This is a genomic window from Herbaspirillum sp. WKF16 (genome assembly GCF_028993615.1).
Classification (GTDB): domain Bacteria; phylum Pseudomonadota; class Gammaproteobacteria; order Burkholderiales; family Burkholderiaceae_D; genus Herbaspirillum.
In genome coordinates this window covers 4,145,228-4,165,616 of sequence record NZ_CP118632.1, presented here as the reverse complement: position 1 = coordinate 4,165,616, position 20,389 = coordinate 4,145,228, and the positions used below count along the sequence as shown (strand labels likewise).

Here is a 20,389-nt window from a genome sequence, read left to right as displayed (position 1 = left end):
CGGCGCACGCGCGAAGGAGCTGGCATGGCGCTGATGATTACCGACGATTGCATCAATTGCGACGTCTGCGAGCCGGAATGCCCCAACGAAGCAATCTACATGGGGCCGCAGATCTATGAGATCGATCCGGACAAGTGCACCGAGTGCGTCGGCCATTTCGACGAGCCTCAGTGCCAGCAGGTCTGCCCGGTCGCCTGCATCCCGTTCAACCCGGCCTGGCGCGAAAGCCGCGAACAGCTGATGGACAAGTACGAACGCCTGCAGGCCGGGGCCAAGCAGGGTTGAAGTTGGCGCCGGGATTGGTCCGCGGCGCCGCAGGACATTACCAGGAAGCCGGCATTGCCGGCTTTTTCTTTGCGCGCCGGGCATGCCGCCGGCGCATGCGCACGCTACGGCGACGTCGCTTCGCCATCACAAGACCATAACGATGCAACACCTTTCCAAATCCGCCGTCGCGGCGCTGCTGATCAACGTCACCATCTGGGGCCTGTCGTGGACCGGCATGCGCGCGCTGGACGGCATGGGCCTGCATCCGCTGTGGGCGACCGCGGCCATCTTCGTCGGTTGCGCCGCCATGCTGCTGGCGCTGAAGCACCGCGACATCCCGCAACTGTGGCGCCATCCCGAGCTGCTCATCGTGGCCCTGACGACCGGCCTGACCAACGCCGCCTTCAACGTCGCCATCGCCTACGGCGACGTGGTGCGGGTGATCCTGCTGTTCTACCTGATGCCGATCTGGACCGTGGTGCTGGCGCGCCTGGTGCTGCACGAGGCCGTCACCCCGCGTTCGCTGGGGCGCGTGGCGATGGGGCTGTGCGGCGCCGTGATCGTGCTCTACCAGCCGCGCCTGGGCTTGCCCTTGCCGCGCACGCTGCCCGACTGGCTGGCGGTGCTGGGCGGCATGTGCTTCGCCGTCAACAATGTCCAGCTGCGCCGGCTGCACGGCGTCTCCGACGGCGCGCGCGCGATCGCCATGCTGAGCGGCGGGGCGGCGCTGGCCTGCTTGCTGGGCGTGGCGCTCTCGGTGGCGGGCCTGATTGCCTGGCCGGCGGCGTTGCCGGGCGCGGCCTGGCCGCTGGTGGGTTTGTGGGCGGTGCTGTTCCTGGTTTCCAACCTGTGCCTGCAATACGGCGTGGCGCGCTTGCCGGCCAACATCACGGCGGTGGTGATGCTGGCGGAGATCCTGGTGGCGAGCCTGTCGGCCTGGCTGCTGGGCGCGGCCGAGCTGCGGGTGCAGGACCTGGTCGGCGGCGCGCTGATCATCGCCGCGCCATGGATCATTCGCGACCGTCGCGCGGCGGCCCCTTCGCCGGCCTGATCAGTTGTTGGCCAGCACCACGCGGTTGCGGCCGCTTTCCTTGGCCTGGTAGAGCGCCTGGTCGGCCGCCTTGAGCATGGCTTGCTTGACCTCCTCGGCCGGGCGACTGCGCTCCGGCGGCATCAGCGACGAGGCGCCGATGGAGGCGGTGATCTTGAGCGCGTCGCGCGAGCCGTCGATCATGATGCCGCGGCTGGCGATGCCGGAGCGGATACGCTCGGCGATGCGCGCCGCGTCCTCGCGCGTGGCGTGGGTGAGCAGCACCACGAACTCTTCCCCGCCGAAGCGGCCCAGCGCATCCGACAATCGCAATTCCTTCTTGATGCGGGCGGCGACTTCGCGCAGCACATCGTCGCCGCTCTGGTGCCCGTACTGGTCGTTGACGCGCTTGAAATGGTCGATATCGATGAACAGGCAGGACAGGGCGGAGCGTTCGCGCTGGCCGCGCGCGACTTCCTCGTGCATGCGCTGCTCGATGTAGCGGCGATTGTTCACGCCGGTCAGCGGATCGGTCAGGCCGATATGCTTGAGGCGCTCGTTGTTGATGACGTTTTCCAGGCAGATCGCCACCACCGTGGCCAGGCGCTGGATGAAATCGGTAGCCAGCGCCCGCGTGAAGCGCTCCAGGTGGGCGCTGCCCAGCGCCAGGTAGCCGAGCAGGCGGTGCTGGCGCACCAGCGGCAGCAGCGCCACGCTCACCGGCTGGTAGCCGGGGAACAGCGGTTGGTGCAGCGCGGCCTCATACTCGCCCAGGCGCGGCTTCTCCGGCGACAATGCGCCCTCGGCATCGTCAGGCAGGACCAGCGGCTGTTTCAGGAACAGCAGGTTGGGGAATTCGTTCACGCCGATCTGCAGGTCGCGCAGGATGCGCTGGATGGCGTAATCGTCGTCGATCAGGGACAGCGTGACCGTCTCCAGGTTGAACACGCCCGGCATGGTCGAGAGCATGGCGTCGATCAGCTCGCGGAATTCGCTGGCGCCGATCAGCTTCAGGTCGAAGGCCTGGTGGCGCTCGATGATGGATTGGTTGATATGCGCCTGCTGCAGCAGGTCCTGCAGTTCGGCGCGCAGTTGCAGGTTCTCTTCCATCAGCGTTTCCGTGTCGACAGCCATCGTCATGTGCGTTCCCCGGCCTTGGCCGGCCCCCATTGCGCAAGCCGGTTTCCCGGCACCCCCTTGCCCGCCGCGCGGCGTCATCCTGCTGGCGGCTATATCGGCAGCGCCGGCGCCGGACTTGAGTCCCGCGCGCCACGCCGCCATCCCCATCGAACCCGTGCAAGAAACGTTCCCGCGTGCGCTTGCCTCAGGCCGCCTGCGGCGTGAAGAAGCGGTCTCCCATTTCGTCCAGCCCCAGCGTGCGCAGGACTTCCTGCAGGCGCTCGATCGGCCGGCGCCGCGGCAGGTCGCGGTACTGGGCCACGATCAGTTCGTTCTTCATCGAATGTTCCCAGCCCACCAGTTCGGTCACGCTGACCTTGTAGCCATGCGCCTCCAACTGCAGGCAGCGCAGCACATTGGTGACCTGGCTGCCGAATTCGCGCGTGTGCAGCGGATGGCGCCAGATCTCGGTCAGCGAATTGGCCAGCGACTTGCCCTTGTTGCGGTTCAGCACCGACGCCACTTCCGCCTGGCAGCACGGCACCAGCACGATGAAGCGGGCCTCTTTGGCCAGGGCGAAGTGGATGGCGTCGTCGGTGGCGGTGTCGCAGGCGTGCAGGGCGGTGACCACGTCGATCTGCGCCGGCAGGCGCTCGGAGGTGATGGAGTCGGCCACCGACAGGTTGACGAAGGACATGCCGCCGAAACCCAGGCGCGCGGCCAGTTCTTCCGATTTCTTGACCAGCTCTTCGCGCGTCTCGATGCCGTAGATGTGGGGCGCGCCCTGCAGCGCCTTGAAGAACAGGTCGTACAGGATGAAGCCGAGATAGGACTTGCCGGCGCCGTGGTCGACCAGCGTCACGTCCGGGTGCTCCTGCAACACTTCGTTCAACAGCGGTTCGATGAACTGGTAGAGGTGGTAGACCTGCTTGAGCTTGCGGCGGCTGTCCTGGTTGAGCTTGCCGTCGCGCGTGAGGATGTGCAGTTCCTTGAGCAGTTCGATCGACTGGCCGGGGCGTATCTCATTGGCCAGCGGGGCGGCGTCGGCCGCCTGCTGCGGACGGTGTGCGCGGCCTTTGGTCCGGCCTGGCTCGGGGTTGGCTTGCTTGCTCATGGTGCTGCGCTGGATGGTGATGCCGGCAGGATATCGGCCGGCAATGACTGCATGAAGACATGGCGATGCAGGCATCGCCAGGCGCCGCATCGGAGCGGCGCCTCGTGCTGCTTAGACGTTGAACAGGAAGTTCATCACATCGCCGTCCTTGACGATGTATTCCTTGCCTTCGGCGCGCATCTTGCCCGCTTCCTTGGCGCCGTTCTCGCCCTTGCAGGCGATGTAGTCGTCGAAGGCGATGGTCTGGGCGCGGATGAAGCCGCGCTCGAAGTCGGTGTGGATCACGCCGGCGGCCTGCGGGCCGGTGGCGCCGACCGGCACGGTCCAGGCGCGCACTTCCTTCACGCCCGCGGTGAAGTAGGTCTGCAGGCCCAGCAGCTTGAAGCCGGCGCGGATCAGGCGGTCCAGGCCCGGCTCCTGCATGCCCATGTCGGCCAGGAAATCGGCGCGGTCGGCATCGTCCAGGTCGGCGATCTCGGCTTCGATGGCGGCGCAGATGGCCACGATCGGCGCGTTCTGCTCCTTGGCGTAGGCGGTCAGCTGGTCCAGCAGCGGGTTGTCGGTGAAGCCGCTGTCGGAGACGTTGGCGACATACATGGCCGGCTTGGCGGTGATCAGGCACAGCGGCTTGATCAGCAGCATTTCCTCTGCGTCCAGGCCCAGCGCGCGCACCGGTTGGGCGTCGTCCAGCGCCGGCATGATGCGCTCCAGCAAGGCCACCAGCTTGGCCGCGTCCTTGTCGCCCGAGCGCGCCTTCTTCTGCTCGCGGTGGATCGCCTTCTCGACGGTGCCCATGTCGGCCAGCGCCAGTTCGGTCTGGATCACGGCGATGTCGTCCAGCGGGCTCACGCGGCCGGCGACGTGGATGACGTTGGGATCTTCGAAGCAGCGCACCACGTTGACGATGGCGTCGGTCTCGCGGATGTGGGACAGGAACTGGTTGCCCAGGCCTTCGCCCTTGGAGGCGCCCGCCACCAGGCCGGCGATGTCGACGAACTCGACCGTGGCCGGCAGGATGCGCTCGGGCTTGACGATCTCGGCCAGCGCGTTCAGGCGCGGATCCGGCACTTCCACCACGCCGACATTGGGTTCGATGGTGCAGAACGGATAGTTCTCGGCGGCGATGCCGGCCTTGGTCAGCGCGTTGAAGAGGGTGGATTTACCGACGTTGGGCAGGCCCACGATGCCGCATTTGAGGCTCATGACAAAATTCTTCCGAAAGCAAAACCGACATTGTATCAAGGCGCGGCGGCGAATCCCTAGGGTATCCGGTCGCCGGACCGGTGAGGGCTTATGGTGAGACGAATCGTTTCGTTGCTGCGCGGCGAAGGCGGGAAAAAGCGTTGTATCGACACCACGGCAGCGAGGCTTGGTGTGGATGCGCACGCTTAGTGACTCTGCCGTCACTAAGGGCGCTGTCGCGATCGGTTTGTATCTTCGGTGAAATTGTATTCAAGCTGTAAAGATCGGTCTTTTTCCTTGCGGTCGATTTACACGCTGTATTGCCTTCTTGAAAGCGATTTGTAAATTTTGCTCTACAATGTCGCTTTTCAAAGAACAAAAGAAATCCCCTTGCCTAATATCGTAGAAATCCGCGATCTGCACTTCCGTTATGGCGACCGGCCGATCCTGTCCGGCCTCCATATGGATTTCCCTCGCGGAAAAGTGGTGGCGGTAATGGGCGGTTCGGGGTCGGGCAAGACCACCATCCTGCGCCTGATCGGCGGCCAGTTGCAGCCGCAGCAGGGCACGCTGGCGGTGGATGGCGAGAACGTCCCGGGGCTGGATACGAAACAGCTCTATCTGCTGCGCCGCAAAATGGGCATGCTGTTCCAGAACGGCGCGCTGTTTACCGACATGACCGTGTTCGACAACGTGGCGTTCCCGCTGCGCGAGCACACCGACCTGGGCGAGGAGCTGATCCGCGACCTGGTGCTCATGAAGCTCAATGCCGTCGGCCTGCGCAACGCCGCGGCCCTGAAGCCGGCCGAGATCTCCGGCGGCATGGCGCGTCGCGTGGCGCTGGCGCGCACGATCGCGCTCGACCCGATGCTGATCATGTACGACGAGCCCTTCGCCGGCCTCGATCCGATTTCCATGGGCGTGACCGCCAACCTGATCCGCCGTCTCAACGACGCCCTGGGGTCGACCTCGATCCTGGTGTCGCACGACGTCAACGAATCCTTCTCGATCGCCGATTACGTGTATTTCCTGTCGGCCGGCAAGATCGTGGCCCAGGGCACGCCCGACGAGATGCGCACTTCCTCCGATCCTTACGTGAAGCAATTCGTGCATGCCGAAACGGACGGCCCGGTGCCGTTCCACTATCCGGGCAAGTCGCTGGCCGAGGATCTCGGCCTGGGAGGCCGCCCATGATTGCCGGCCTGCTCGGCGGCCTGGGCCGCTCCATCCGCGAGTTCGTGGCCGGCGTCGGCTTTGCCGCGCGCATGTTCGTCAACATGCTGGGCGCCTCGCTGGGCCTGCTGCGCCGCCCGCGCCTGATCACCGACCAGATCCACTTCATCGGCAACTACTCGCTGGTGATCATCGCCGTCTCGGGGCTGTTCGTCGGCTTCGTGCTCGGCCTGCAGGGCTATTACACGCTTAACAAGTACGGCTCCGAACAGGCGCTGGGCCTGCTGGTGGCCTTGTCGCTGACGCGCGAACTGGGCCCGGTGGTGACGGCGCTGCTGTTCGCCGGCCGCGCCGGCACCTCGCTGACCGCCGAGATCGGCCTGATGAAGGCCGGCGAGCAGCTGTCCGCGATGGAAATGATGGCGGTCAATCCGCTGCAGCGCGTGGTGGCGCCGCGCTTCTGGGCCGGCGTGATCGCCATGCCGGTGCTGGCGGCGATCTTCAGCGCCGTGGGCGTGATCGGCGGCTACATCGTCGGCGTGCTGATGATCGGCGTCGACGAGGGCGCGTTCTGGTCGCAGATGCAAGGCGGCGTGGACGTCTGGAACGACATCGCCAACGGCGTGCTGAAGAGCATCGTGTTCGGCATCGCGGTGACCTTCGTCGCGCTGTTCCAGGGCTACGAGGCGCAGCCGACGCCGGAAGGCGTGGCGCGCGCGACCACCCGCACCGTGGTGATCGCTTCTTTGATGGTGCTGGGTCTGGACTTCCTCCTGACCGCGCTGATGTTCAGCTGACAGAATGACGGCGGGCCGGCTGGGCCCGTCCATGAAACAAAAAGGGTTGACTATGCAACGTAAATCACTGGATGCCTGGGTTGGAATCTTCGTGCTGCTGGGAGTGGCGGCGCTGGTGTTCCTGGCGCTCAAGGCCGGCAACATGAGTTCGCTGTCGTTCGGGCAGACGACTTACGCCGTCAAGGCCAGTTTCGACAACATCGGCGGCCTGAAGGCGCGCGCCGCGGTCAAGAGCGCCGGCGTCGTGGTCGGCCGCGTCGATTCGATCCGTTTCGACGACCAGAGCTTCCGCGCCGTGGTCACCATGAACATGACCGATGGCTACAAATTCCCCAAGGACAGCTCTGCGAAGATCCTGACCTCGGGACTGTTGGGCGAACAATACATCGGCATCGAACCGGGTGGCGATACTGCTAACCTGGCAGCTGGCGATACCATTAAGATGACACAATCCGCGATCGTGCTGGAGAACCTGATCAGTCAGTTCCTCTATAGCAAGGCGGCAGAGGGAAAGGACGAAAAATAAATGAACAACAAAGCACGCATCGGCGCCATCGCGCTGGCCGCGGCGGCCATGACCGGCTGCGCCACCAACAACAACCCGAACGATCCGCTGGAGGGCTTCAACCGCGCGATGTTCAGCTTCAACGACACGGTCGATACCTACGCGCTGAAGCCGGCCGCGCAGGCCTATGACACCGTGGTGCCGAACCCGGTCCAGACCGGCGTGGGCAACTTCTTCGGCAACATCGGCGACCTGTGGTCGTCGATCAACCAGTTGCTGCAGGGGCGCGTGGAGCAGGGCGTGTCCACCTTCATGCGGGTGGCGATCAATACCACCTTCGGTCTGGGCGGTGTGCTCGATGTCGCAACCGAAGCCCGCCTGCCGCGCGAAAAGTCCGATTTCGGCCAGACCCTGGGCAAGTGGGGCGTGGGCTCCGGCCCTTACGTCGTGCTGCCGTTCTTCGGTCCGTCCACCGTGCGCGACACGGCCGGCCTGCCGGTCGACCTGTACGGCGACCTGTGGACCTACAAGAAGCCGGTGCGCTGGCGCAACGTGGGTACTGTGATCCGTGTGGTGGATCGCCGCGCCCAACTGCTGGACGCCTCGACCTTGCTGGAAGACGCAGCGCTGGACAAGTACGACTTCGTGCGCGATGCCTACGTGCAGCGCCGCCAGTCGCAGATCGACGGCGGCGGCTCCTCCAAGGAGCAGAAGGAAGAAGCGATCAAGCCCTGATGGCGTGATCGCGGCCGCCGCCCGCCCGTCGCGCGGCGGCCTTGAAATTCCAGCAAATCGAACAATCTGTAATTCCTGTCGCCATCTGTGACGGCGCGGGAACCACGCCCTCCAGCGGGCTTCGAAGCAAAACCGGCCGCGTCGCCGGCAGCCTTCCGCTCTCTCGAATGGACCAAGACTTATGAAGATGCTCACCAAATTTATCGCTATCGCCGTTTCCGCCCTGGCTTTCTCGGGCGCAGCTTCGGCCCAGGAAGCGCCGGATGCGCTGGTCAAGCGCATCAGTTCCGAAGTGCTGGACACCGCCAAGGCCGACAAGGACATCCAGGCCGGCAACACGTCCCGCATCATGCAACTGGTCGAGCAAAAGATCTTGCCGTATGTCGACTTCGAGCGCATGACCCAGCTGGCGGCCGGCCGTTTCTGGCGCCAGGCCACTCCGGAGCAGCAAAAGCAGCTGATCACCGAGTTCCGCAGCCTGCTGGTCTACACCTACTCCGGCGCGCTGTCGCAGGTGCGCGACCAGAAGATCGAATTCAAGCCGCTGCGCGCCGCCCCGGCCGATACCGAGGTGGAAGTCAATTCGCAGGTGATCTCGGCGCGCGGCGGCGAGCCGATCCAGCTGAGCTATCGCCTGGAAAAGAAGGCCGACGGCTGGAAGCTGTATGACGTCAACGTCCTGGGCGCCTGGCTGGTGGAGGCCTACAAGGGCACGTTCACCAACGAGATCAACAAGGGCGGCATCGACGGCCTGATCAAGGCGCTGTCGGACAAGAACAAGCAGCTGGCCGCACGCGCCAACGGCAAGAAGTAATCCAATCCGCCCCGTCACGGAAAGAGCATCATGTTCAAGCCAGGCGCACAGCTGACCGTCAATAATGCCAGCGCGGTCCTGCGCGACGGCCTCGCGGCCATCGCCGGCGGCCAGTCCGGCATCGACGTCAGCGACGTGGCGGTGGTCGATTCGTCGGCCGTGGCCATCCTGCTGGCGTGGCGCCGCGCCGCCCAGCAGCGCGGCGCCACGCTCGATTTCGGCGCCTTGCCGGCCAACCTGCAAAGCCTGGCCGAGCTCTATGGCGTGGCCGCGCTGCTGCATGGCGCGCCCGCGGCTCCCACCTCCGCGACCGATCGACATCACTGATCCGGTCCCCCCTCCGGGCTGTCGCGCGCCGGCTTCAGATATCGCGCGATCCGGCCCGGAAAATCGAATTCCCCTATAATCGTAGGTTTTTGCAGGCGCCCGCCAAGGCGCTCGTCCAGCGGATCTTTCCTCCCCTGCGCGCGGCCCGTAAAGCCAGGCAAAGACGATGGGCCGGGCCATCCGGCTTCATCCAACGACAATGACATGACGGCATCGCCAGGTCCTTGCCTCCGATCTTCCGTCGGAGCAGGCCGCGATGCCGGGGCGAGGCTGGCAGCGGATTTCTCCCTGCTTCCTTATTTTTCTTGCAAGCAACGTATTGATCGGGCTGAAGGCCATGGCCGCTCTTCAAATTAATGACATCAAGAAACGGTACCAGTCGCTGCAGGCGCTGGGCGGCGTTTCGCTGGCGATCGAGGAAGGCGAGTTCTTCGGTCTGCTGGGCCCCAACGGCGCCGGCAAGACCACGCTCATCTCCATCATCGCCGGCCTCAATCGCGCCGATTCCGGCAACGTCACCATCCACGGCCACGACGTGGTCAGCGACTACCGCTCCGCCCGCATGAAGCTGGGTGTGGTGCCGCAGGAACTGGTGTTCGATCCTTTCTTCACGGTGCGCGAGACGTTGCGCATGCAGTCCGGCTACTTCGGCCTGAAGAACAACGACAAGTGGATCGACGAGGTGATGGAGAACCTGGACCTCACCAACAAGGCCGACACCAACATGCGCGCGCTGTCCGGCGGCATGAAGCGGCGCGTGCTGGTGGCCCAGGCGCTGGTGCACAAGCCGCCGGTGATCGTGCTGGATGAACCTACCGCCGGCGTCGACGTCGAGCTGCGCCAGACGCTGTGGCAGTTCATCGGCCGCCTGAACCGCGAAGGCCACACCATCGTGCTGACCACCCACTACCTGGAAGAGGCGCAGGCGCTGTGCAACCGCATCGCCATGCTCAAGTTCGGCAAGGTTGTGGCGCTGGATTCCACCGACGGCCTGATCCGGCGCATCTCCGGCTCGCAGATGGTGCTGCGCCTGAAGAGCGGCAGCCTGCCGGACGGCCTGAAGGCGCTGGTGTCGCACCCGGAAGAACTGCTCTCGGGCAATAAATTCACGCTGCGCGTGACCGATTACAAGGAAGTCGAACCCATCCTGGCCGCGCTGCGCGCCGCCGGCGCCGAGATCGACGACCTGCAGCTGCAGCAAGCCGACCTGGAAGACGTCTTCATCCAGATCATGGGAGATGAAAAATGACCGGATTCCAGACCCTGTTCTACAAGGAAATCCTGCGCTTCTGGAAGGTCGCCACGCAAACCGTGACGGCGCCCATCGTGACCGCGCTGCTGTACCTGCTGATCTTCGGCCACGTGCTGCAGGATCGCGTGCAGGTCTATCCCGGTGTGCAGTACACCGGCTTCCTGGTGCCCGGCCTGGTGATGATGAGCGTGCTGCAGAACGCCTTCGCCAACAGCTCCTCCTCGCTGATCCAGTCCAAGATCACCGGCAACCTGGTGTTCGTGCTGCTGACTCCGCTGTCGCACTGGGAGCTGTTCGGCGGTTATGTGCTGGCGGCGGTGGTGCGCGGCCTGATCGTGGGCGCCGGCGTGTTCGTCGTGACCGCCTGGTTCGGCCACCTGGACTTCGTGGCGCCGCTCTGGATCATCGTGTTTGCGATCCTGGGCGCGGGCATCCTCGGCACCATGGGCCTGATCGCCGGCATCTGGGCTGAAAAGTTCGACCAGCTGGCGGCGTTCCAGAATTTCCTGATCGTGCCGCTGACCTTCCTGGCCGGCGTGTTCTATTCGATACACTCGCTGCCGCCGTTCTGGCAGGCGGTATCGCATTTCAACCCGTTTTTTTATATGATCGATGGTTTTCGCTACGGGTTTTTCGGCCAGTCCGACATCGATCCCATGATCAGCCTTGGCATCGTCGCCGTGTTCCTCCTGGCGCTGTCCACGCTGGCAGTGCGCATGCTCAAGAGCGGCTACAAGCTGCGCGCCGGTTCCCATTGATTGCGCGAGCCTGCGCCGACCATCATCCCTAGTGAAGAACCGACTATGCTACCCACACCCGAACTCGTCAAAAGCTACATCGTCGCCGGCCTCGATTGCCGGCACATCGAAGTCGAAGGCGACGGCCAGCATTTCACCGCCATCATCGTCTCCGACGCCTTCGCCGGCAAGCGCCTGATCCAGCGTCACCAACTGGTCTACGCCGCGCTGGGCGACCGCATGCGCGAGGAAATCCACGCGCTGTCGATGAAGACCCTGACTCCCGAAGAATTCCAGAAATAAGGCAAGAACATGGACAAGCTCCTGATCCGCGGCGGTAAGCGCCTCTCCGGCGACGTCACCATTTCCGGCGCCAAGAACGCGGCGCTGCCCATCCTGTGCGCCGGCCTGCTGACCGCCGACGACCTGCACCTCACCAATGTGCCGCACCTGCAGGACGTGCTCACCATCACCAAGCTGATGAAGCAGATGGGCCTGCGCGTGCAGGAGAACGGCGATGAGATGGTGTTGAACGGCAACGACCTCACCAGGCTGGAAGCGCCCTACGAGCTGGTCAAGACCATGCGCGCCTCGATCCTGGTGCTGGGCCCGCTGCTGGCGCGCTTCGGCGAGGCCAAGGTGTCGCTGCCGGGCGGTTGCGCCATCGGCTCGCGTCCGGTGGACCAGCACATCAAGGGCATGCAGGCCATGGGCGCCGAGGTTCATATCGACGGCGGCTACATCTACGCCAAGGCCAAGCGCCTCAAGGGCGCGCGCATCGTCACCGACATGATCACCGTGACCGGCACCGAGAACCTGCTGATGGCCGCCGTGCTGGCCGACGGCGAGACCGTGCTGGAAAACGCCGCGCGCGAACCGGAAGTGGGCGACCTGGCCAACCTGCTGGTCAAGATGGGCGCCAAGATCGAGGGCATCGGCACCGACCGCCTGGTGATCCAGGGCGTGGACAAGCTGCACGGCGCCGCCCACGAAGTGATCGCCGACCGCATCGAGACCGGCACCTTCCTGTGCGCCGTGGCTGCCGCCGGCGGCGACGTCACGCTGCGCCGCACCCGCTCGGGCCTGCTCGACGCCGCGCTGGACAAGCTGCGCGAAGCCGGCGCCATCCTGACCTCGGGCGAAGACTGGATCCGCATCCAGATGGCGCGTCGTCCCAAGGCGGTCAGCTTCCGCACCACCGAATATCCGGGCTTCCCGACCGACATGCAGGCGCAGTTCATGGCGCTGAACTGCGTGGCCGAAGGCACCAGCCACGTCACCGAAACCATCTTCGAAAACCGCTTCATGCATGTCCAGGAACTGAACCGCCTGGGCGCCGCGATCGACATCGAAGGCAATACCGCGATCGTCAAGGGCGTGGACAAGTTCCACGGCGCCCCGGTGATGGCCACCGACCTGCGCGCCTCGGCGTCGCTGGTGATCGCCGGCCTGGCCGCCGAAGGCGAGACCGTGGTGGAGCGCATCTATCACCTCGACCGCGGCTACGATCGCATGGAAGCCAAGCTGTCGGCCATCGGCGCCGACATCGAGCGCGTCAAGTAAGCCTTTAACGAAACAAGACATGACCCAACAACTGACGCTGGCGCTCTCCAAGGGCCGCATTTTCGAAGAGACCCTGCCCTTGCTGAAGGCTGCGGGCATCACCGTGTCCGAGGATCCTGAGTCGTCGCGCAAGCTGATCCTGCCGACCAACGACCCCAACGTGCGCGTGATCATCGTGCGTGCCTCGGACGTGCCGACCTACGTGCAATACGGCGCCGCCGACTTCGGGGTGGCCGGCAAGGACGTGCTGCTGGAACACGGCGGCGAGGGCCTGTACCAGCCGATCGACCTCAACATCGCCAAGTGCCGCCTGTCGGTGGCGGTGCAGGAGGGCTTCGACTACGCCAGCGCGGTGCGCCAGGGCGCGCGCCTGCGGGTGGTGACCAAGTACGTCAAGACCGCGCGCGAGCACTTCGCCGCCAAGGGCGTGCACGTCGACCTGATCAAGCTGTACGGCTCGATGGAGCTGGGTCCGCTGGTCGGCCTGTCGGACGCCATCGTCGACCTGGTCAGCACCGGCGGCACGTTGCGCGCCAACAAGCTGGTCGAGGTCGAGCACATCATCGAGATTTCCTCGCGCCTGGTGGTCAACCAGGCTGCGCTGAAGTTGAAGCGCGAGCGCCTGCAGCCCATCCTCGACGCGTTCGAGAAGGCTTCCAAGCCCAAGTAAGACCCCACAGATTCCGCTGTTGCATTTGCAGGTGACACCATGAGCATTTCCATCCGAAAACTCGATTCCGCCGACGCCGGCTTCCGCGACAAGCTGTCGGCGGTGCTGGCCTTCGAAGCCAGCGAGGACGAGGCCATCGACCGCGCCGCTGCCGCCATCCTGGCCGACGTCAAGGCGCGCGGCGACGCCGCCGTGCTGGAGTACACGCAACGCTTCGACCGCGTGCAGGCCGCTTCGCTGGCCGACCTGGAAATCGGCCGTGACGCCCTGCAGGCCGCGCTGGCCGGCTTGCCCGAAGCGCGCCGCGCGGCGCTGCAGACGGCGGCCGACCGCGTGCGCGCCTATCATGAGCGACAGAAGAAGGAGTGCGGCTCGGACGGCTTCCTGTACCGCGAGGCCGACGGCACCGAACTGGGCCAGAAGGTCACCCCGCTGGACCGCGTCGGCATCTACGTGCCGGGCGGCAAGGCCGCCTATCCCTCGTCGGTGCTGATGAATGCGATCCCGGCCAAGGTCGCCGGCGTGCAGGAAGTCATCATGGTGGTGCCGACCCCGGACGGCGTGCAGAACGAGCTGGTGCTGGCCGCCGCGGCGATCGCCGGCGTCGACCGCGTGTTCACCATCGGCGGCGCCCAGGCTGTGGGCGCGCTGGCCTACGGCACCGCGACCATCCCGCAGGTGGACAAGATCGTCGGTCCCGGCAACGCCTACGTGGCTGCCGCCAAGCGCCGCGTGTTCGGCGTGGTGGGCATCGACATGATCGCCGGCCCCTCGGAGATCCTGGTGATCTGCGACGGCGGCACCGATCCCGACTGGATCGCCATGGACCTGTTCTCCCAGGCCGAGCACGACGAGCTGGCGCAATCCATCCTGCTGTGCCCGGACGCGGCCTACATCGGCAAGGTCGAGGCGTCGATCAACAAGCTGCTCGACGCCATGCCGCGCAAGGACGTGATCCGCACCTCGCTGACCGACCGCGGCGCGCTGGTGAAGGTGCGCGACATGGACGAGGCCTGCGAGATCGCCAACCTGATCGCCGCCGAGCACCTGGAAATTTCCGCCGAAGAGCCGCAGCAGTGGGCCGACAAGATCCGCCACGCCGGCGCCATGTTCCTCGGCCGCTTCTCGTCCGAAGCGCTGGGCGACTACTGCGCCGGCCCCAACCACGTGTTGCCGACCTCGCGCACCGCGCGCTTCTCTTCTCCGCTGGGCGTGTACGACTTCCAGAAGCGCTCCAGCGTGATCCGCGTCTCCGAGGCCGGCGCCCAGACCCTGGGCCGCGTCGCCGCCGAACTGGCGTATGGCGAAGGCCTGCAGGCGCACGCGCGCTCCGCCGAACTGCGCCTGAAGTGATGCGATGACGGCCGCCTCCGATCCGCTTGGCGAAGGCTGGCTGGACCGCGTGCACTGCGAGGACGCGCTGCAGGGCTTGCGGCGCATTCCCGACGGCAGCATCGACCTGCTCATTGCCGACCCGCCCTACGGCCTGGGCAAGGACTACGGCAACGATTCCGACAAGCTCGACACCGCCGAGTACCTGCGCTGGACCGAGCAATGGATCGACGCCGCCCTGCCCAAGCTCAAGGCCAACGGCAGCCTCTACATCTTCCTCACCTGGCGCAATTCGCCGGAGATCTTCGTCATGTTGAAGCAGCGCATGACCATGATCAACGAGATCGTCTGGGACCGCCGCGTGCCGTCCATGGGCGGCAGCACCCGGCGCTACTCGTCGGTGCACGACACCATCGGCTTCTTCGCCCGGGCGCGCGACTACTTCTTCGACCTCGACGCCATCCGCATTCCCTACGATGCGCAGACCAAGAAGGCGCGCTCGCGCTCCATCTTCGTGGGCGCCAAGTGGCTGGAGATGGGCTACAACCCCAAGGACGTGTGGAGCGTGTCGCGCCTGCACCGCGAGCACAAGGAGCGCGCCGACCATCCCACGCAAAAGCCGCTGGAAGTGGTGGAGCGCATGGTCAAGGCCTCCTGCCCGCCGGGCGGCGTGGTGCTCGACCCCTTTATGGGCAGCGGCACCACGGCGGTGGCGGCGCGCCGTTGCGGCCGGCATTTCGCCGGCTTCGAACTCAATGCCGATTATTGCGAGCTGATCCGCCAGCGCCTGGCCGCGCTGGAACCTGAGAGCCAACAAGATGAACAAGTCGCCGGCTGAAGCCGCTTCCTGCGAAGAACTGATTGCCGGCGTGATCCGTCCGCTGGTGCGCGGCTGGCAGGCCTACCACGTGCCGCCGGCCGAGGGCATGGTCAAGCTGGACGCCATGGAAAATCCCCACACGCTGCCGCCGGAGCTGCATGCGCAACTGGCGCGGCGGCTGGCCGCGGCGGAGCTGAACCGCTATCCGGTGCCCAGCTACACGCGCCTGAAGCAGGAGATTTGCGCCAGGCTGGGCGTGCCCGAAGGCTACGACGTCCTGCTGGGCAACGGCTCCGACGAGCTCATCGCCATCCTCTCGGCGGCCTGCGCGGTGCCCGGACGCAAGGTGCTGGCGCCGGAACCGAGCTTCGTGATGTACCAGGTATCTGCCCTGAGCGCCGGACTGGAGTACGTCGGCGTGCCGCTGCGCGCCGACCTCACGCTGGACCTGCCGGCCATGCTGGCGGCGATGGCGCAGCACCGGCCGGCGATCACCTACCTGTCCTACCCCAACAATCCTACCGGCACGCTGTTCGCCCGGGCTGACGTGCTGCGCATCGTCGAGGCCGCAGCGCCCTACGGCCTGGTGGTGGTGGACGAGGCCTACCAGCCCTTCGCCGGAACCAGCCTGATGCCGGCGTTGCCGCAGTTCAACAACCTGGTGCTGATGCGCACCGTCTCCAAGCTCGGCCTGGCCGGCATCCGCCTGGGCTACATGTCGGCTGCGCCGGCCTTGTTGCGCGAATTCGACAAGGTGCGCCCGCCCTACAACATCAATGTGCTCACCGAGGCCGCGGCGCTGTTCGTGCTGGAGCACCTGGATGTGCTGGAAGGGCAGGCGGCCCGCCTGCGCGAAGCGCGCACTGTCCTGGCGGCCAGCCTGGCGGCGCTGGACGGCGTGGAGGTATTCCCGTCGGCGGCCAATTTCGTGCTGATCCGCGTCCCGGACGCCGAGAAAGTTTTCGCCGCTTTGCTGGCGCGTAAGGTGCTGGTCAAAAATGCCGGTAGAATGCACGCATTGCTGAGAAACTGTTTGCGCATTACCGTCAGCACAGAAGAAGAAAACGCCGCCTTCCTGGCGGCCCTGCAAGCGGCGCTGGCAGAGTTGTAACGGCGCCGTCCAGCACCATCTAGGTAAACCCCAACCGTTTGAATCCCGCTTCACTCTGACCATGTCTACACCCAGAACCGCGGAAGTCGTCCGCAACACCAACGAGACGCAGATCCGCGTTGCGATCAACCTGGACGGAACCGGCAAGCAATCGCTCGACACCGGCGTGCCGTTCCTGGATCACATGCTGGACCAGATCGCGCGCCACGGGCTGATCGACCTGGACATCCAGGCCAAGGGCGACCTGCACATCGACGCCCACCACACGGTGGAAGACGTCGGCATCACCCTGGGCATGGCCTTCGCCAAGGCCATCGGCGACAAGAAGGGCATCCGCCGCTACGGCCATGCCTATGTCCCCCTGGACGAGGCGTTGTCGCGCGTGGTGATCGACTTCTCCGGCCGTCCCGGCCTGGAATATCACATCCCGTTCACCCGCTCGATGATCGGCGGCTTCGACGTCGACCTGACCAGCGAGTTCTTCCATGGTTTCGTCAATCATGCGCAGGTGACCTTGCATGTGGACAATTTACGCGGCATCAACGCCCACCACCAGTGCGAAACCGTGTTCAAGGCCTTCGGCCGCGCGCTGCGCATGGCCATCGAGCTCGATCCGCGCGCCGCGGGTACGATTCCGTCCACCAAAGGCAGTCTGTAACCACCTGGTTTTCCGAGGCGCGCGTCGCCGCGCCGCCAACGTCGATATGAATAAAATTGTTGTAGTGGATTACGGCATGGGTAATTTGCGCTCGGTGGCGCAAGCCCTGCGCCATGTCGCGCCCGAGGCCGATGTACGCATTTCCGGCGAGGTCGCCGACATCCGCGCGGCCGACCGTGTGGTGCTGCCCGGCCAGGGCGCCATGCCCGACTGCATGCGCTGCCTGCGCGAGTCCGGCCTGCAGGAGGCGGTGGTCGAGGCCTCGCGCAGCAAGCCGCTGTTCGGTGTGTGCGTGGGCGAACAGATGCTGTTCGACTGGAGCGAAGAGGGCGACACGCCCGGCTTGGGCCTGCTGCCCGGCAAGGTGGTGCGTTTCGAGCTGGAAGGCCTGGCCCAGGACGACGGCTCGCGCTTCAAGGTGCCGCAGATGGGCTGGAACCACGTGCATCAGACCGGCGCGCACCCGCTGTGGGAAGGCATCGCCGACAACGCCTACTTCTACTTCGTGCACAGTTTCTACGCAGTGCCGGCCGACGCCTCGCATGTCGTCGGTCAAACGCCGTACGGCCGCGACTTCACCTGCGCGGTGGCCCGCGATAATATCTTTGCAACCCAGTTCCACCCGGAAAAAAGTGCCTCCGCGGGTTTGCAGCTGTATCGGAATTTCGTACACTGGAAGCCTTGATTTTTGCCTTTCAGGCAAGAACCGGCCCAGAAGCCCCCGTCATCCAACCTTTTCACTGACTAGTCACACCGTAGCCATGCTGCTTATACCCGCCATCGACCTGAAAGACGGTCATTGCGTCCGCCTCAAACAAGGCGATATGGAACAAGCCACCGTATTTTCCGAGGATCCCGCGGAAATGGCTTTGCATTGGTTGAAGCAAGGCGCGCGCCGCCTGCATCTGGTCGACCTCAACGGCGCCTTCGCCGGCAAGCCCAAGAACGAGGCTGCGGTGAAGGCCATCCTGAAGGCGGTCGCCAATTTCGCCGAGGAGAACGACGTCGAAGAGATCCCCGTCCAGCTGGGCGGCGGCATCCGCGACCTCGACACCATCGAGCGCTACCTCGACGACGGCCTGTCCTACATCATCATCGGCACCGCCGCGGTCAAGAACCCCGGCTTCCTGCACGACGCCTGCAGCGCCTTCCCGGGCCAGATCATCGTCGGCCTGGACGCCAAGGACGGCAAGGTCGCCACCGACGGCTGGAGCAAGCTGTCCGGCCACGAGGTGATCGACCTGGCGCAGAAGTTCGAAGGCTATGGCTGCGAAGCCATCGTCTACACCGACATCGGCCGCGACGGCATGATGGGCGGCGTCAACATCGAAGCCACCGTGCGCCTGGCGCAGGCGGTGTCGATCCCCATCATCGCTTCCGGCGGCGTGCACCACATCGGCGACGTGGAAGCGTTGTGCCGGGTCGAGGACGAGGGCATCGAAGCCGTCATCTGCGGCCGCTCGATCTATGAAGGCACGCTCGACCTCTCCAGCGGCCAGGACCGCGCCGATGAACTCACGCGCGCCCTGGAAGCCAATCGCGACGCCGGCGGCAAATAAGGCAACCCACAGATGGCCCTCGCAAAACGCATCATCCCTTGCCTGGACGTGACCGCCGGTCGCGTCGTCAAGGGCGTCAATTTCCTCGAGCTGCGCGACGCCGGCGACCCGGTCGAGATCGCGCGCCGCTATGACGAGCAGGGCGCCGACGAACTGACCTTCCTCGACATCACCGCCTCCTCCGACGGGCGCGACCTGATCCTCGACATCATCGAGGCGGTGGCGTCGCAAGTCTTCATCCCCTTGACGGTCGGCGGCGGCGTGCGCGCGGTCGACGATGTGCGGCGCCTGCTGAACGCCGGCGCCGACAAGGTCGGCATCAACACCTCCGCCGTGACCAATCCGCAGCTGGTGGCCGACGCCGCCGGCAAGTACGGATCCCAGTGCATCGTGGTGGCCATCGACGCCAAGCGCGTCGGCGACGGCAAGTGGGAGGTCTACACCCATGGCGGGCGCAACGCCACCGGGCTGGACGCGGTCGAATGGGCGCGCAACATGGCGCGCCTGGGCGCCGGCGAGATCCTGCTGACCAGCATGGACCGCGACGGCACCAAGAGCGGTTTCGACCTGGCGCTGACCCGCGCCGTGTCGGAAGCGGTCAGCATTCCCGTGATCGCCTCGGGCGGCGTCGGCGGCCTGCAGGACCTGGCCGACGGCGTGACCAAGGGCCGTGCCGACGCCGTGCTGGCGGCCAGCATCTTCCACTACGGCCAGCACACCGTGCAGGAAGCCAAGCGCTTCATGGCCGACCAGAACATTTCCATGAGGCTGGCATGAGCATCAGCGCCAAGTGGCTCAACAAGGTCAAGTGGGACGAGGTCGGCTTGGTGCCGGTGATCACCCAGGAAGTGGGCAGCAACGATGTCCTGATGTTCGCCTGGATGAACCGCGAGGCGCTGGCCAGGACCGTCGAGATCGGCCAGGCCGTCTACTGGAGTCGCTCGCGCAAGAAGCTGTGGCACAAGGGCGAGGAGTCCGGCCACTTCCAGAAGGTGCATGAGATCCGCCTCGATTGCGATGAAGACGTGGTGCTGCTGAAGGTCGAGCAGGTGGCCGGCATCGCCTGTCACACCGGCCGTCACTCCTGCTTCTTCCAGAAATTCGAGGGCAGCGCCGACAACGGCGAATGGCAGACCGTGGAAGCGGTGATCAAGGAGCTGGCGCCCGGCGCCGGCGGCGCGCCTGCCGAGTCCAAGGCCGACAAGCCCAAGCGAGTGCGCAAGAGCGCCGCCTCCAAGCCGGCCGATACCGACAAGACCCCATCATGAGCGAAACCCTGAAGCGGCTGGCGCAAGTCATCGAGTCGCGCAAGCCGGCCAACGGCGGCAATCCCGAGAAATCCTACGTCGCCAAGCTGTTTTCCAAGGGCGACGACGCCATCTTGAAGAAGATCGGCGAAGAGGCCACCGAAACCGTGATGGCCGCCAAGGACGCGCGCGTCTCCGGCGACAAGTCCAAGGTGCTCTACGAATGCGCCGACCTCTGGTTCCATTCCATGGTGATGCTGGCCCAGTTCGAGCTGTCGCCGCAGGACGTGCTGGACGAGCTGGCTCGCCGCGAGGGCTTGTCCGGACTGGAAGAGAAAGCCGCGCGCGGCGACTGAGCGCCACCACCACCCACGCAG

The 20,389-nt window shown here is 65.4% G+C and carries 25 protein-coding genes; 22 read left to right on the top strand and 3 right to left on the bottom strand.

The window, feature by feature from the left end:
• The first annotated feature begins 24 nt into the window (after positions 1-24).
• Together Herbaro_RS18840 and Herbaro_RS18835 are read left to right on the top strand one after the other, a co-directional pair.
• Positions 25-285 (top strand): YfhL family 4Fe-4S dicluster ferredoxin, encoded by a 261-nt coding sequence (locus Herbaro_RS18840; RefSeq protein ID WP_275011136.1) that lies wholly within the window; start codon positions 25-27, stop codon positions 283-285.
• Between the two features lie 142 nt (positions 286-427).
• Positions 428-1,318, top strand: a complete 891-nt coding sequence (locus tag Herbaro_RS18835) for a DMT family transporter (protein WP_275011135.1) — start codon at positions 428-430, stop codon at positions 1,316-1,318.
• Here Herbaro_RS18835 and Herbaro_RS18830 read toward each other — a convergent pair whose 3' ends face one another.
• From Herbaro_RS18830 to ychF, 3 genes are all read right to left on the bottom strand, one after another.
• On the bottom strand, positions 1,319-2,437 hold the full coding sequence (locus Herbaro_RS18830; protein WP_275011134.1) for a GGDEF domain-containing protein: 1,119 nt from the start codon (positions 2,435-2,437) through the stop codon (positions 1,319-1,321).
• A 184-nt stretch (positions 2,438-2,621) separates the two neighbouring features.
• Positions 2,622-3,530: a class I SAM-dependent methyltransferase gene (locus tag Herbaro_RS18825; protein ID WP_275011133.1), complete on the bottom strand. Its 909-nt coding sequence runs from the start codon at positions 3,528-3,530 to the stop codon at positions 2,622-2,624.
• Between the two features lie 111 nt (positions 3,531-3,641).
• On the bottom strand, positions 3,642-4,733 hold the full coding sequence (gene ychF / locus Herbaro_RS18820; RefSeq protein WP_275011132.1) for a redox-regulated ATPase YchF: 1,092 nt from the start codon (positions 4,731-4,733) through the stop codon (positions 3,642-3,644).
• Between the two features lie 369 nt (positions 4,734-5,102).
• Between ychF and Herbaro_RS18815 the strand changes: the two genes are divergently transcribed.
• The 20 genes from Herbaro_RS18815 (at position 5,103) to Herbaro_RS18720 (ending at position 20,368) form a co-directional block, all read left to right on the top strand.
• Positions 5,103-5,906: an ABC transporter ATP-binding protein gene (locus tag Herbaro_RS18815; RefSeq protein WP_275011131.1), complete on the top strand. Its 804-nt coding sequence runs from the start codon at positions 5,103-5,105 to the stop codon at positions 5,904-5,906.
• Positions 5,903-6,682 carry a lipid asymmetry maintenance ABC transporter permease subunit MlaE gene (mlaE, locus tag Herbaro_RS18810; RefSeq protein ID WP_275011130.1) on the top strand — a complete coding sequence of 260 codons (780 nt, stop codon included), beginning with the start codon at positions 5,903-5,905 and terminating at the stop codon, positions 6,680-6,682. The genes Herbaro_RS18815 and mlaE overlap by 4 nt, the downstream gene beginning before the upstream one ends.
• 52 nt (positions 6,683-6,734) lie before the next feature.
• Complete coding sequence (gene mlaD, locus Herbaro_RS18805; RefSeq protein ID WP_275014057.1) at positions 6,735-7,208, top strand: outer membrane lipid asymmetry maintenance protein MlaD; 474 nt, start codon at positions 6,735-6,737, stop codon at positions 7,206-7,208.
• On the top strand, positions 7,209-7,922 hold the full coding sequence (locus tag Herbaro_RS18800; protein ID WP_275011129.1) for an MlaA family lipoprotein: 714 nt from the start codon (positions 7,209-7,211) through the stop codon (positions 7,920-7,922).
• A gap of 181 nt (positions 7,923-8,103) precedes the next feature.
• Positions 8,104-8,736, top strand: a complete 633-nt coding sequence (locus Herbaro_RS18795) for an MlaC/ttg2D family ABC transporter substrate-binding protein (RefSeq protein WP_275011128.1) — start codon at positions 8,104-8,106, stop codon at positions 8,734-8,736.
• 30 nt (positions 8,737-8,766) lie between these two features.
• Complete coding sequence (locus tag Herbaro_RS18790; RefSeq protein WP_275011127.1) at positions 8,767-9,063, top strand: STAS domain-containing protein; 297 nt, start codon at positions 8,767-8,769, stop codon at positions 9,061-9,063.
• A gap of 337 nt (positions 9,064-9,400) precedes the next feature.
• Positions 9,401-10,312 carry an ABC transporter ATP-binding protein gene (locus Herbaro_RS18785; RefSeq protein WP_275011126.1) on the top strand — a complete coding sequence of 304 codons (912 nt, stop codon included), beginning with the start codon at positions 9,401-9,403 and terminating at the stop codon, positions 10,310-10,312.
• Positions 10,309-11,073 (top strand): ABC transporter permease, encoded by a 765-nt coding sequence (locus tag Herbaro_RS18780; protein WP_275011125.1) that lies wholly within the window; start codon positions 10,309-10,311, stop codon positions 11,071-11,073. Before Herbaro_RS18785 ends, Herbaro_RS18780 begins: the two co-directional genes overlap by 4 nt.
• A gap of 45 nt (positions 11,074-11,118) precedes the next feature.
• Positions 11,119-11,355 carry a BolA family protein gene (locus Herbaro_RS18775; protein ID WP_275011124.1) on the top strand — a complete coding sequence of 79 codons (237 nt, stop codon included), beginning with the start codon at positions 11,119-11,121 and terminating at the stop codon, positions 11,353-11,355.
• 9 nt (positions 11,356-11,364) lie between these two features.
• Positions 11,365-12,615 carry a UDP-N-acetylglucosamine 1-carboxyvinyltransferase gene (murA, locus tag Herbaro_RS18770; protein WP_275011123.1) on the top strand — a complete coding sequence of 417 codons (1,251 nt, stop codon included), beginning with the start codon at positions 11,365-11,367 and terminating at the stop codon, positions 12,613-12,615.
• A 19-nt stretch (positions 12,616-12,634) separates the two neighbouring features.
• Positions 12,635-13,285 (top strand): ATP phosphoribosyltransferase, encoded by a 651-nt coding sequence (gene hisG / locus Herbaro_RS18765; protein ID WP_275011122.1) that lies wholly within the window; start codon positions 12,635-12,637, stop codon positions 13,283-13,285.
• Positions 13,286-13,324: 39 nt separating this feature from the next.
• A complete protein-coding gene (hisD, locus tag Herbaro_RS18760) occupies positions 13,325-14,638 on the top strand; it encodes a histidinol dehydrogenase (protein ID WP_275011121.1) in 1,314 nt (437 codons plus the stop codon).
• A 4-nt stretch (positions 14,639-14,642) separates the two neighbouring features.
• Positions 14,643-15,455 (top strand): DNA-methyltransferase, encoded by an 813-nt coding sequence (locus Herbaro_RS18755; protein ID WP_275011120.1) that lies wholly within the window; start codon positions 14,643-14,645, stop codon positions 15,453-15,455.
• Positions 15,436-16,548: a histidinol-phosphate transaminase gene (gene hisC, locus Herbaro_RS18750; protein ID WP_275011119.1), complete on the top strand. Its 1,113-nt coding sequence runs from the start codon at positions 15,436-15,438 to the stop codon at positions 16,546-16,548. Before Herbaro_RS18755 ends, hisC begins: the two co-directional genes overlap by 20 nt.
• A gap of 61 nt (positions 16,549-16,609) precedes the next feature.
• Entirely contained in the window at positions 16,610-17,206 is a 597-nt protein-coding gene (gene hisB / locus Herbaro_RS18745) for an imidazoleglycerol-phosphate dehydratase HisB (protein ID WP_275011118.1), read from the top strand.
• A gap of 46 nt (positions 17,207-17,252) precedes the next feature.
• Positions 17,253-17,891 carry an imidazole glycerol phosphate synthase subunit HisH gene (gene hisH, locus Herbaro_RS18740; protein WP_275011117.1) on the top strand — a complete coding sequence of 213 codons (639 nt, stop codon included), beginning with the start codon at positions 17,253-17,255 and terminating at the stop codon, positions 17,889-17,891.
• 76 nt (positions 17,892-17,967) lie between these two features.
• Positions 17,968-18,765 carry a 1-(5-phosphoribosyl)-5-[(5-phosphoribosylamino)methylideneamino]imidazole-4-carboxamide isomerase gene (gene hisA / locus Herbaro_RS18735; protein ID WP_275011116.1) on the top strand — a complete coding sequence of 266 codons (798 nt, stop codon included), beginning with the start codon at positions 17,968-17,970 and terminating at the stop codon, positions 18,763-18,765.
• 12 nt (positions 18,766-18,777) lie between these two features.
• Positions 18,778-19,542, top strand: coding sequence for an imidazole glycerol phosphate synthase subunit HisF (gene hisF / locus Herbaro_RS18730; RefSeq protein WP_275011115.1), 765 nt, complete (start codon positions 18,778-18,780; stop codon positions 19,540-19,542).
• Positions 19,539-20,033, top strand: a complete 495-nt coding sequence (hisI, locus tag Herbaro_RS18725) for a phosphoribosyl-AMP cyclohydrolase (RefSeq protein ID WP_275011114.1) — start codon at positions 19,539-19,541, stop codon at positions 20,031-20,033. Before hisF ends, hisI begins: the two co-directional genes overlap by 4 nt.
• Positions 20,030-20,368 (top strand): phosphoribosyl-ATP diphosphatase, encoded by a 339-nt coding sequence (locus tag Herbaro_RS18720; RefSeq protein ID WP_275011113.1) that lies wholly within the window; start codon positions 20,030-20,032, stop codon positions 20,366-20,368. The genes hisI and Herbaro_RS18720 overlap by 4 nt, the downstream gene beginning before the upstream one ends.
• Positions 20,369-20,389 lie beyond the last annotated feature (21 nt).